General features: G+C 49.9%; 3 protein-coding genes. All 3 read right to left on the reverse strand.

The window, feature by feature from the left end:
• The coding region (locus HWY38_RS16555; RefSeq protein WP_224182223.1) for a non-ribosomal peptide synthetase at positions 1-2,782 on the reverse strand (2,782 nt) is incomplete at its 3' end.
• A 15-nt stretch (positions 2,783-2,797) separates the two neighbouring features.
• Positions 2,798-10,495, reverse strand: a complete 7,698-nt coding sequence (locus HWY38_RS16560) for a non-ribosomal peptide synthetase (RefSeq protein WP_224182224.1) — start codon at positions 10,493-10,495, stop codon at positions 2,798-2,800.
• Between the two features lie 25 nt (positions 10,496-10,520).
• The coding region (locus tag HWY38_RS16565; protein ID WP_224182225.1) for a non-ribosomal peptide synthetase at positions 10,521-14,248 on the reverse strand (3,728 nt) is incomplete at its 5' end.

The raw sequence follows: 14,248 nt of genomic DNA on the forward strand, positions 1-14,248 counted from the left end.
GGCGTGTCGCAAGCTCCGCCCGCACGTCATCGCTTTCCCGTCCTTCGATATAGGCGTAAAGCGCGGTTTCGCCGTGTTCAGTCCGGGCGGTGACTGCCGCCTCACGAATGCCGTCGATGCGCCGGATCGCCGCTTCGATCTCTCCTGGTTCAATCCGGTAGCCGCGGACTTTCACCTGTCCGTCTGAACGTCCGAGCCATTCGACTAGGCCGTCTTCTGTCCAGCGTGCGATATCGCCCGTCTGATACATGCGTTCTCCCGGATAAAACGGATCATTGAGAAAACGCTCCTCTGTCAGCTCAGGCCGGTTCAGATAGCCCCGGGCCACCCCTGTCCCCGCGATGTACAGCTCTCCTGCCACGCCCGCAGGCTGGATGGTTCCTCCGCTATCTAATACATACAGACGGGCACCCGGAACGGGTTTTCCGATCGGAAGCCTTGTCCGTCCGCTGTCCCGTTTTCGGTCACAGACGTAAAACGCCGCATCAACCGTCGCTTCCGTCGGCCCGTAGCCGTGAATAAGCATCGTCTCCGGCAGAAGATCGGCAAACCGGGCAGCCGTAAGCGGTGAAAGAGCTTCACCTCCGGCAAACACGCGTGTCAGTGTTCTGCCGAGGCGTGTTCTTGTTTCCTCAGGCTCCGTTTCCAGCGCGTCTAAAAAGCTGTTGACCATCGCCGGAATAAAATGCGCGGTCGTCACCTTTTCTGAGGCAAACGCTTCAATCATCCGCACAGGATCTTTCTCCCATCCGGCAGGAAGCAGATACACGGAGGCGCCTGACATTGTCCACCAAAACAATTGCCAGATAGAGGCGTCGAATGAAAAGGATGATTTCAGCACGATAACATCCTCTTCCGTTAACGGAAACTGCCCTTGCATCCCTGATAAAAAGGCGGCGGCCTGACGGTGTTCAACAGCCACTCCCTTCGGTGTTCCCGTCGAACCGGACGTATAAATGATATAAGCGAGCGAATCGCTATCCGCTTCTTCAGAGACAGCCCCTGTCTCCGTCTCGCCTGTCAGAGAAGAAAGAGACACTTCTAGCGTCTCGCCGGAAAAACCGGAAACGGATAATCCCGGCTGTGCAAGCAGGAGACAAGCGCCGCAGTCATCGAGCATATAGCGCAGCCTGTCCTCAGGATAGTCAGGGTCAAGCGGCACGTAGGCGCCGCCCGCTTTTAACACGGCAAGCACTGAAACCACCATCTCCGGCGAGCGTTCAGCGAGTACGCCGACCATGCTTTCTTTGCGGATGCCTTTTTGGCGGAGCCGAACGGCGAGCCTGTCCGTGTACTGATCAAGCTCGGCGTACGTCAGCATACCGCCCGGAAAACGGAGCGCCGGACGATGGGGCGAAAGCGCGGCACGGCGGGCAAACAGTCCGTGAAGCGTCGGAGCCGGCGGTTCAACCGTTTCTGTACGGTTAAACGCATCCAGCATATTTCTGGCTTCACACGCATCAAGCAATGCGATCTTGGAGGCGCTCATTTCAGGGTCGGAAATGACTGACTCCATCATATGCCGTAAAAATGTTTCAATATTCTTCATAAAAACACGATCGTATATACCGGTATCAAAGTTTAAGCGGATATAAAGAGAATTTCCCGGAATCACCTTTATGCTGCATCCGTAGTTTGTGACTTCCTCCATCGCGAAATCCTCTACCGCAAAATCAAATGAACCGGCCTGACTCACATTTTCAATTTCACGCTGGGCCGGCACATTTTCAAACACGATAATGTGGTCAAACAGCGCTTGCTTCAAAGGGCTTTGCGCCTGAATGTCATACAGCGGATAATAGCTGTACGCTTCTGCTTGCAGCGTCTCCTGCTGCAAATGCCTGACGAGCTCCAGAAAAGAAAATGAACCGCTTTTCACCCGCACGGGAATCGTATTGATAAACAGTCCTACCATTTTTTCCACGCCTGCGAGATCCGACGGCCGGCCGGAAACGACAGAACCGAAAACAGCGTCATCACAGCGGCTGACACGCTGCAGCAACATGCCCCACAGTGCCTGGAACACTGTATTCAGCGTTGCTCCCGCCCTTGCCGCAATGTTTTTCAGCTCATTTGTCTGCTCTTCCGAAATGGTGAAAACCGCCTGCTCAAGTTCGCCATTTGGTTCCGCGGATTTTTTCGGAAGAGACGCCGATTGCTCAAGATCGGCAAGTCTCGTTTTCCAAAAAATCTCGGCTTCTTTACGATCCTGCTTCATGAGCCATTTAATATACTTTCCATATGGCTGAACAGGCTCGAGAGACGGGAGCCGTCCGTCTCCGAGAGATTGATAGATCATCAGAAATTCCTTCATGACAATTCCGAAGCACCAGCCGTCCATGACGATATGATGATGGCTCCAGATACAAACATAGCGTTCAGGCGCTTTTTTCAAAATGGAGACTCTCATGAGAGGGTCTGATTGCAAATCAAAGCCTTTATCTTTATCTTCTTTTCTGAACCGGTCGGCATATTTGTCTTGTGCCTTCTCGTCCAAATGAGAAATATCATGAAACTGAACGCGGCTCGGCCTGTTTTTCAACACGACTTGGCGGGGCTTCGCCACATTCTTATGAATAAATGTCGTACGGAAAATATCGTATCGTTCAAAAACAGCATCTATACTTTTTTGGAATCGTTCCCGGTCAAGCTGTCCGTTGATCGTAAACACCGCTTGTTCGAAGTAGGCTCTTGAGTCATGATCCAACAGAGAATGAAAAAGCATGCCCTCCTGCATAAAAGATAAAGGATATATATCTTGTATTTCCGGTTGCTGCCCCATTGCGCCACTCCTTTTCTATAGTTTGTTGACGGCTCCCATAATGTCACTCAGATCTTCCAGCGTTAACTCCTCGTCACTGAAATCAGCGGCGCTCCATTCACGCTCCTCTTTGCCTGTGCAATGCGTGATGATCTGTTTGAGAAAGGTATGAAAATGTCCCGTCAAAACTTCAATCGTTTCTTTTTGATACTGAAAACGGTTGTACACGACATACATGCTGAGACATTCCGAGGATACGGAGCCGCTGATATCAAGTGTGTACGGGCGTTCCCAGTCCGGGCTGACTTCATTTCCCGCTTTTACGGGAGAAACACCGAAGCCGCTGGAACGGATCTCCCTGTCAAACTGCCCCAGATAGTTAAAACTGATTTCAGGAGCATCAGATTCAGTCTCTTCCCAGAGTTTGCTTATATACTTCAGCACCCCATATCCCGCTCCTTTATGCGGGATGCGGCGCATCATGTCTTTTGTCCGCTTAATGTGATAGCCGAGACGCTCGCCGTCATCAGCCTGATCTTGAAAACTTGCGTCAACCAATACCGGATAAATTGACGTAAACCAGCCGATGGTTCTGCTGATATCAAGATGCTCCAGGTGCTCTTCCCTTCCGTGGCCTTCCATGCTGATTTTGAATGTCTCGTTTCCGGTCCATCTGTTCAGCGCAAGGCTTAACGCGGCAAGCAATAATTCACCCGTCTCTGTTCTGTATGCTCTGTTCGCTTCCGTTAACAGCTGCTCAGTCTCCTGTTTTGTCAATGTAACGGTCATCACATCTGTATCTTTCAGAAGATTGGAAGAGATGCGGGCATCTTTCGGAAGCGGTTTGACCGCCGCTTTTTCTCTTTCGGACCAGTAGTCTGCTTCCTGTAACAGCCGGCGGCTTTTTGCATAATCAGAGATTTGTTTCGCGTAAGTCTGATAGGAATCAGTTTTTGCCGGAAGCGCGGTTTCTTTTCCTTCGAGCGCCTGCCTGTAGCATGCGGTGAGATCTTCAAATAAAATCCGCCATGACACCCCGTCAATGACAAGGTGATGAATGGAAAGCAGCAGATGATCGCCATCATTAGCGTGAAATAATCCGACAGCTACGAGCGGACCCGTCTCCAGCCGAATGGAAGTTTGAATAAGGGCGGCCGCCTGTTCAATTGCGGCGTGCTCCTCTTGTAATGACCCTTTCCCTCTCACGTCATGCGTTTCAAACGTAAAGAGTTCTTCTTCAGAAAGGTTTTCCGCTCTGTTGTATTGAGTCACCGATCCGTTTTGCGTGCCGCATACGATCCGTAATGCGTCATGATGAACCGCGAGCTGTGCCAGCGCTTTTCTCATAGCAGATTCATTGATTCTGTCCGCACTGCGGAGCATAACCGACTGATTAAAATGATCATGCGGCAATGATTGCGACAAGAACCAGTGCTGGATCGGCGTCAGCGGCACGTCTCCCGTGACGGGAGCCTGATCAATCACGCGGCGGACTTTCCGGAGCCGCATCGATACTTCTCCCAGTGTCTGATGCTCGAACAGCTCGCGGACGGTCGTTTCATAGCCCTGCTGTTTCAGCCTCGCACATACTTGCAGCGCTTTAATCGAATCCCCGCCGAGATGGAAGAAATGAGCATTGGGGCCGAGTCCTTCAACACCTAAGAGTTCTTCCCAGATGTCAGCCATCATTTCTTCAGTTTCATTTCTCAGGCTGATATCATCTCCAAGGCTATCATTTAATTCAGGCTGCGGGAGCGCCTTCTCGTCCAGCTTCCCATTCGCCGTCAAAGGCAGTTCATCAAGCTCTATCAAGCGGGCGGGAATCATATATTCCGGCAGAAAAGCTCTGAGAGAGGCCTGAATCTCTGCTTCTTTTATCTTTTCGTTTCCGTGTAAGACCGCGTATGCGTAAATGGAGTGCTGACCATGCTGATCAGCACGTGTGATCACGGCGGCCTCTTTCACAGAGGAAAGCTCTTGCAGCGCTGATTTAATTTCTCCCAGCTCAATTCTGTGGCCTCTGACTTTTACTTGCGCATCTTTTCGCCCGACATATTCCAGCTCGCCATTTGAGAGCCTTTTGGCGATATCGCCCGTCCGGTAGAGCCGCATGCCGGAAACATGCGGATTCGTGATGAAACGGGAAGCGGTTAAATCATCCCTGTTTACATATCCCCTCGCGACGCCTTCCCCGCCGATATAAAGCTCACCGGGAATTCCGATCGGCTGCGGATTCATATAGATATCCATGACAAAAGCATGAAGGGTTTCCAGCGGTCTGCCGATATTGCTTTTGTTTCTCTCAATATCATCCATATTCAGTTTTTTGCATGTGACGTGAACCGTGGTTTCCGTAATGCCGTACATATTAACAAGCTCCGTCTCCGGGTACTTCTCTTTCCAGCTTTTCAGCATGCCGGGCTGAAGCGCCTCTCCGCCGAAAATGACATATCGAAGCTTTAGCTTGTCCGTATGCCCGGCCTCTTCATGAATGAGTCCGGAAAAAGCCGTCGGCGTTTGGTTCAGCACCGTTACGCCTTCACTTTGCAGCAGCTGCCGGTACAAATGCGGATCACGGGCAGTTTCTTTCGGCACGATAACCACCTTTCCGCCGTATAAGAGCGCGCCGAATATTTCCCATACAGAAAAATCAAAGCAATAGGAGTGGAACAGCGTCCAGACGTCTTCAGAGCCGAAATCAAACGGCAGTCCTTTATGTGTGATAAGGCTGATGACATTGCGGTGTTCCGTCATAACGCCTTTCGGTTTTCCTGTTGTGCCCGATGTGTAAATCACGTAAGCCGGCTGTTCAGGCGTTATCATTTCTTTCGTTCTGTCTGCTGAAACGGATTCAGGCTTATCGATGTATAAAACCGGCAAACCATCTATACCGGATATCCCAAGACCCGATTGCGTCAACAGAACACGCGCGCCGCTGTCAGTCAGCATAAATGAAATCCGCTCGTCAGGATAGTCAGGATCAATCGGCAGATAAGCTCCTCCCGCTTTTAAAATACCGAGAATCCCAATCAGCATATCCGGAGATCGTTCGGTCATAATTCCGACAATCTGTCCAGAGCGGATGCCGTTTTCCGACAGCATATCGGCGATTCGATCCGCCTTTTCATTGAGCTCGCGGTAGGTGAGACGCTCATCAGACATGACGGCTGCAATTTGATCCGGCATTTTTTCCGCCTGTGCTTCAAATAAACTGACGATCGTTTCATGCCTCGGATACCCCGCCGTTTGATTTTCCGCTTGAAGAAGCATCTGCCGCTCGTTTATGCCCAGCAAATGAATGTCAGACAGCTTCCGCTCATCATCCGATGCGATTTGTCCTAAAAGCTCTTTAAAATGACCGGCCCACCGTTCGATCGTATCCTTTTCAAACAAGGCGGTACTGTATTCAAAATGAAAATCCAGTGAGCCATCCGGCCGTTCCTCGGCATGAAGCGTCAAGTCGAATTTTGAAATGTCATGCTTCACTGAATGTGAAGAAACAACTAAGCCCGGAAGGTTTACTTCGAAATCATCACTGTTTTGCAAAACGAGCATGGCATCAAACAGCGGATTGCGATTGACTTCCCGGTGTGTATCAAGCTTTTGGGCAAGTTCTTCAAACGGGAAGTCCTGATGTTCGGCCGCGCCGAGGGCGAGCATTTTCACCTCTTCTAAATAAGCGCGGAATGTCTTATCCCCTTGCGGCCTGCTTCTCATTGCCACGGTATTTACAAACATGCCGATGACCCCGTCAAGCTCAGCGCGGCTTCTGCCGGCCGCAGGTGAACCGACGACAATGTCTTCCTGCCCGCTCAATTTAGAAAGGAACAAGGAGTAGCTTGCCAAAAGAATCATATACAGCGTCGAACCTGTCTCATCCATGAGCCGGCGCAAATTCTCCGCCGTTTCCTTTTGAAGGCGCGTTCGAACCGCGGACCCGCTGAAATCAGGAAGCTGCGGGCGCTTTTTATCGAGCGGCAGATCAAGTACGGGAATGTTTTCCCCGATCGTCTCCAGCCAATAACGCTCATGTCTTTTGAATTCTTCAGCGGCAAACCGCTCATGCTGCCAGACGGAAAAATCTTTGTACTGGAGTTTTAACGGCTGCAACTCCTTTCCTCTGTATAAATCCGTCAATTCTTGAATCAGAACGCTCATTGACACACCGTCTGCGATAAGATGATGCATATCAAGCAGCAGAAAATGACGTTCTTCAGTGACTTTGGCTAAAGTCACTCTCAAAAGCGGCGCTTTTTCCACATCAAACGGTTTGACGAAAGTTTCCATCACCTCTTGAAGAAGGTTCCCGGATGGCATGTGAATCTCTGTGAGGTCAAGATCGACATGTGAATGTATGTGCTGCATCGGCTCCCCGTTTCGTAAAACAAATGAAGTGCGTAACGCTTCGTGCCTTTGTAACAGCGCTGAAAAGGCTTCGTGCAGCCGATCCCGGTTGAGTCTGCCGCTCAGTTCCAGACAAGCGGGCATATGATAGCCCGTACTGTCCGCTGCAAGCTGATGAAGGGCATAGAGCCTTTTTTGCGCAAAAGATAGCGGGTACAAGTCCTTTGCCACAGCAGGCGTGATTTCTGCATATTCTCCTCTTTTCCTCTGTTCAAGGAAGCGGGCCATGCTCTCGATAGTCGGATGTTCAAAAACATGGCGGACGGCAAGTTCAATTTGGAGCCGTTTATGTATGTTTGAAACAAGCGACGCGGCTTTCAGCGACTGTCCGCCGATTTGGAAGAAATCATCTCTCATACTGATATGTTCCCGTTTCAGTACTTCTTGCCAAATAGACAGCAGCTCGGTCTCAAGCATTGTGCGCGGAGCTTGATAATCACCGGTTCTCCCGGCTTCTTTGGGCTCAGGAAGTGCGGCCCGATCAAGTTTTCCGCTCACAGACAGCGGCATCTCCGTTAATTTGGTAAAGCTTCCCGGTATCATATAAGCAGGTAATCTCCCGGCCAATTCGGCATGAGGGTCAAATGTCACACCCGCATTTTCCAGTACGACATAAGCAGCAAGCTCCTGTTCCCCGTCCGCCGTTTTGCGCACGGTGACTGCCGCCTCTTTTACCCCGGACAGACTTCTGAGTGCCGTTTCGATTTCTCCTAATTCAATTCTGTAACCTCTTACCTTGATCTGATCGTCAAAGCGTCCCATATATTCAATCGTTCCATCCGGTAAAAATCGGGCTGCATCTCCCGTTCTGTACAGCCGTTCACCTTCACGAAACGGATGAGGGGTAAAGACTTTGTCCGTCAGCTCTTTTTGCTGAAAATATCCGTCCGCCAGACCTTTTCCGGAAATACACAGTTCACCGACGGCTCCGACCGGCTGCAGCCGATCTCCGTGCATCATATAGACAGAAGTGTTGGCAATCGGGCGTCCGATCGTAATTCGGCTGCTTTTTTGCAGGTTGCGCAGAATCGTCGTGGCCACACTGTTTTCCGTCGGGCCGTATTCATTCAGCAGCTCGGCATTCGGGCATATGTTGCGGCTCGCTTCCACGATATCAGGAGTGGCCGCTTCCCCGGCAAATGTCACCGCCCGAAGCGCCTGCGCATCCTTTTTCGTCAGCGAATCAAGCAGAACGCGATACAGAGACGGAACGATCAGAAGATGGCTCACTCCGTGGCGGGCGATTTTCTGTTTTATTGAAAGGACGTCTTTCGCATCATCTTCATCAGTTAACAATACACAGGCGCCCGACAGAAGCGGAGTGAAAAGACTCGTTAATGACCCGTCAAATACGTATGAAAAAAGATGAAGCGCTATATCCCCTTCTGTCATCCCGTATTCTTCACGCCGCCATTGCAATGTATTGCTGATCGCTTTGTGTTGTACAAGCACCCCTTTCGGCCGGCCTGTCGTTCCGGAGGTGTAAATGACATACGCCAAATTTCCGCTGTCAGATACCGGCGGAAGCGGTGCAGTCTGCTGGGAAACCGTTTCCTCCATGATGACGACGCTGCCCTTGAAATGCGGCGGAATGAGGGGGAGCAGGTCTTTTTCAGTCACGAGCAGTGAGGCTTCACTGTCTCTCAGTAAAAATGAAATCCGTTCAGGCGGAAATTCCGCATCAATCGGCATATAGGCGCTGCCCGACTTCCAAATTCCGAGCAGAGCGGCAACCGTACTCATTGATCGGCGCAGCATAACAGCGGTGATCTGGTCGGGGCGTGCGCCTTTTTCCCTTAACGCATGCGCAATCTGATTCGCCCGCTGATTTAATTTCTTGTAGCTCCAGCTTACCCCGTTATATCTCAACGCCTCTTGGTCAGGCGTTTTTGCCGCCTGTTCTTCAAACAGCCCATGAACGGTTGTCTCAGGGTACGGACGGTTCGTTTCGTTAAACGAATGAATCAAGGCTTCTTCCTCCGGAGGCACGAGACTGATGCTTGATAAAAGCCTGTCCGGATCTTCCGTTACACAGGAGATGACCTCCAGAATATGCCCTTTGATCCGTTTCATGTCTTCCCGATCGTAGATGCCCGCATTGTAGCTGAATTTCACATAAAACTCTTCTCCCGGAACGATGACGACGTTAAGATCGTAATTGGTTTCCTCCGCCATCGAAAAGTTTTCAAGTGAGAGCGCACTGCTTTCCGTTTGCTGCCAGCCGTTTACCGCAGTCTGCATCTGAACCGGATAATTCTCAAAAACCAGGATGTGGTTCAAGAGATCTTTTTGCAGACCGCTCTCGTTTTGAATGTCATAAAGCGGATAATAGCTGTGCTCTTCCGCAGCGAGTGACTCTTTTTGCACCTTTTTGAGAAGAGAAGAAAAAGTCATATCCCCAGCCGCGCGCACCCTTACCGGCACGGTATTGATAAACAGTCCGGCCATGGATTCAATGCCGCTGATAGCAGACGGCCTGCCGGAAACAACCGAACCGAAGACCGCATCTTCAGTCCCGTTGTAACGATGGAGAAGCAGCCCCCAAATGCTCGTAAATAAAGTATTCAGCGTGACCCCGGTGCTTCGGGCAATGTCTGTCAGTTTTTGTACGGTTTCAGACTCAAGGGAAAATTGAAAATGCTCAGATGCATAACCGTTTTGCGCCGGCTTATTCTTCGTTTGCGGAACGGAAACGACTTCTCCGTAATCTTCCAAGCAGCGCGACCAGAACGCTGACGTTTCTTCTTTATTCCGGCTTCGGAGCCATTTGATATAAGAGCTGTACGGAGCCGGACTGCCGAGGTTTACAGGCCGCCCGTTCCGGATCGCATAATACATGCTGAAGAAATCTTTCAGCACAATGCCCAAGCTCCAGCCGTCCATCATAATGTGATGGTGAGTCCAAACGCACGTATGGCGGTTTTCTCCCGTTTGAAAAAGAGTCAGGCGCATTAAGGGGCCTTTTTGCAGATCAAACCCCTTATGCCGGTCGGTTTCCTTGAATTCCTCAATGATGCTTTGCTGCCGTTCTTCCGAATAGTCTGAAATGTTCTCAGTCTGTACGGCTGTGTCACGGCGTGAAAGGACAACCTGCTGCGGACCTTCAAGGTCAGGCACTTCTTTTATGAAAATCGTTCTGAAAATATCATAGCGGCTGACAAGCATATCCAGACTTTTTTGGAATGTATCAATGCATAAATCCCCGCTGACTGTAAACGAAATCTGCTCGACATATGCGTTTGATCCGGAATCCAGAAGCGAATGAAACAGCATGCCTTCCTGCATAAATGATAAAGGGTAAATATCTTGAATTTCTGTCGCTTGTGTCACGAATGCCACACACCTTTTTATGAAATTAAAGTCCTTTTACGAGATCTTCAATGCTTGATAGTGCTTGAGCGGTCAATTCTGTATGGCTGTAATCTGTTAATGTTTTTTCCCGCTCTTTCTTGCCGGAACAGTGGGCGATGATGTCCTCGAGGTGAGTATGGAAACGATTCATGAAGAACTCGATTGCCCCCGGTGCAAATACATCGGTATAAACGGCTTTTACCTCCAGTTGCCCGGCCGCCACCATCGCGTTAATATCCAGATCAAACTCGCGGATGCGCCCGGCCGCTATATCATGCTGCGGCTTGAACGGTGACATCTTCAGCGTTCCTTCAAGACCGTCAAACGCACCGAGATAGTTAAAGCTTATTTCTGGGTCTTTATAAAGAATGTTTCGCGAATATCTCAGCAGCCCGTAGCCGGTTCCGTGGTGAGGAACCCGTCGCATCATGTCTTTTACCGTCTTTATGCGGTGAGCGGTTTTTTCGCCTGAGCCGCCCGGCACTCTCATATCCAAAAGCACCGGGTAAACAGATGTAAACCATCCTGCCGTTCTTGACATATCAATGTCAGGTATATGGCCCTGGCGACCGTGCCCCTCAGTGCTGATAAGCATCTGTTCAGAACCCGTCCACTCATGAAGCGCCATTCCAAGCGCCGTTAAAAGCAATTCATGAACATCCGTTCCGTATGCCTGCTGTGTTTCCAACAGCAGCTGTTTTGTGACTTCGCTGCTTAATATCCACGATGAAGTGCGCGCGTTTTCCTGCAATCGTCCGGCGTTTTCATCAGTTATTTTCGGCAGCGGCGCTGTTTCACTAGACATCACGCTGTCCCAGTATGCAGCTTCCTCCAGCAATGCTTTGCTTTTGGCAATGTCAAAAAGTTCTTCGGCATACTTTATATAAGAATCGCTTTTCGGCGGCAGGTCGATTTGTTTGCCGTCCAATGCCTGCTGATAAGCTGTCTGCAGATCTTCAAGCAATATCCTCCATGACACGCCGTCCACGATAAGGTGATGAATCGTTATAAGCAGATGGTCGGCTTCCTTCTGCCTGAACACTCCGAGATGAAGCAGAGGCCCCTGATCAAGACGCATAGCCTGCTGTATTTCTTTTTCCTCAGCGGCTATCCGTTTTTCGGGCTGCGTTTCTTCTGAAATATCTATGACGTTAAGCGTAAAGATTTCTTCATACTGCTTTGTGATTCCGCGATTATATTGAACCGTTTCCCCATGCTCATTTTCAGTGAAAGTCATTCGCAGCGCATCATGATGTTCTGTCAGCGCGCAAACTGCCTGATACAGCGCATCTATTTCGAGGCTGTCTTCACTGCACAGCATGACCGCTTGGTTATAATGAAGCTCAAACGCACCCGGCTCCTCAAAAAATCTCTGCTGGATCGGTGTCAGCGGAGCGCTTCCTTCTATCGGTCCCTGATCAGCCGTTGCAACAGCCGGTGTGAGGTGCTTTGCGAGTTCTGCAATCGTCGGGAACTGAAACAAATCGCGGATCGACATGTTCCAGCCTTCTCCGGCGAGTCGGGCGGACACTTGAAGCGCCTTAATGGAATCTCCCCCAAGCTCAAAGAAAGAGTGATGAATTCCCGCTCTCTGAACATGAAGCACATCTTCCCAAATCCGGCATAACATCGCCTGTTTTTCATCGCCGGGCGCGACAAATGCCTGTGATGAATGTATCTCTTCTGCCGGCAGTGCCGATTTATCAAGTTTGCCGTTCAGTGTCAGGGGCATGCTGTCTAAACCGATAATATGAGACGGCATCATATAAGCCGGAAGCTCCTGCATAAGAGACTGGCGGAGTGATGAGATATCGGCCTCTTTAGGAACGATGTATGCCGCTAATCGGGCTTGTCCTTCAGCATCTTTCATCACGGTAACAGCCGCTTCTTTGACTTGATCGTGTTTCAAAAGCACACTTTCTATTTCTCCCGTCTCAATTCTGTATCCTCTGATCTTCACCTGCTTATCGATCCGCCCTTTAAAACGAAGAGTTCCATCCGGAAGCCAGCAAGCCTGATCTCCGGTTCTGTAAAGCGTTTCTCCCGTTTGTAACGGGTCACTGAATGCGCCCTCTGTCAGCTCAGGCTGTCCCCAATATCCTTTGGCGACGCCGGCGCCCCCGATATACAGCTCTCCGAAAACGCCGATCGGCTGGACCTGTTTGTCTTTGTTTAAGACGTACATTTTTACATTCGGAAGCGGAACACCGATCGGTACATCATCTTCCCGCGGCTCTTCGCTCATTTCGGCTTCATAATACGAAGAATCAATTGTCGCTTCTGTTACACCGTAGCTGTTAATGATCCGCATTTCTTTTCCGAAGCGTTCATGAAGCGTATAAAAGTCCTGCGACTTGATCATATCTGATCCCAGAACCAGTATTTTTACGTTTTGCAGCGCAAGCTTCCGGCGATATATATATTCCATAAACGGAACAATCAGCGCGGGTGTCGACTCCATAAACGTGATACGGTGCTGACCAATGAGCCGATAAAGCTGTTGTGGCTCAAGCCGGACGTCATCCGGACAAATGACAAGCGTTCCCCCGTTTAGCAGGGCGCGTGCAAGATCCCCTGAAAATACATCAAATGAGAAACTCGCCATCTGCAGCACTCGGACTGGTTTACGGTCAAGCTCATAAATTTTCCGCCATGCAAGTGCTGCATGCGTAAAGCTGCGATTTCTGACTTCGACTCCCTTCGGCGTTCCCGTTGTTCCCGAAGTATATATGATATATGCAGTATCATCCGGAGACGCTGCCGGCTGAATATTCTTTGCACAAATATCGTATTGATCTTCATGATCGAGCTGAATGAGAAATAAATTGTGATCCGTCAGCTGTGAAGCAAGTTCTTTGTATTCTGACTGCACCATCAAGACGGATGCCGCGCTGTCTTTTAATAAATAGCGAATCCGTTCCTCAGGATAATGGGAGTCAACCGGTATATACGCCCCTCCCGATTTCATGACCGCAAGAACACTGACGATCGCTTCAATCGAACGGTTTGCCAATATAGCTGCTCTTTTTCCCGGACCGAATCCATTTTTGTGTAATGTTCGCGCAAGCCGATTTGCCCGCTCATTAAGCTGCGAATAGCTGATCTGTTGTGCTCCTTCAATAACAGCGGTCTGATGAGGCGTTTCTTCTGCTTTCTCTTCAAACAACTGGTGAAACAGTTTGTGTTTTTCCATGAATTCGGTTTGTGTGTTATTAAACTCAATCAGTAACTTTTGTTTTTCTTCTTCATTCAAAATGTCAGTTTTCGATAGTGTGACTTCCGGTTCGGCGGCAACATGGCGCAAGAGATTCAGTAAGTGGCCCATCCAGCGTTCAATCGTTTCTTTCATAAAAAGCTCGGTGCTGAATTCCATTTCAAAGCGGATGTTTCCATCGGATTCAGCCGCTGATAAGGTCAGGTCAAAACTTGATACATCATGTTCGGTATGCTCTGATCGTGACGCCTTCAGACCGGCCAGATTTATCTCCTCTCGCTCCATATTCTGAAGAATAAACATCGCATCAAACAGCGGATTTCGGCTCATGTCCCGCTGCACCCCGAGCCGTTCCACCAGCTCTTCAAACGGATAATCTTGATGCTCATATGCCTCAAGCGCGGCCTGGCGGACTTCCGCCAAGTAATCGGTGAACCGTTTGTCTCCTTTCGGCTCCGTTCTGATGGCCAGGGTGTTGACGAACATGCCGAGAATCGGTTCAAGGTCTTTGTGCGGAC

The organism is Bacillus sp. KS1 (assembly GCF_020075515.1).
GTDB classification, from domain to species: domain Bacteria; phylum Bacillota; class Bacilli; order Bacillales; family Bacillaceae; genus Bacillus; species Bacillus velezensis.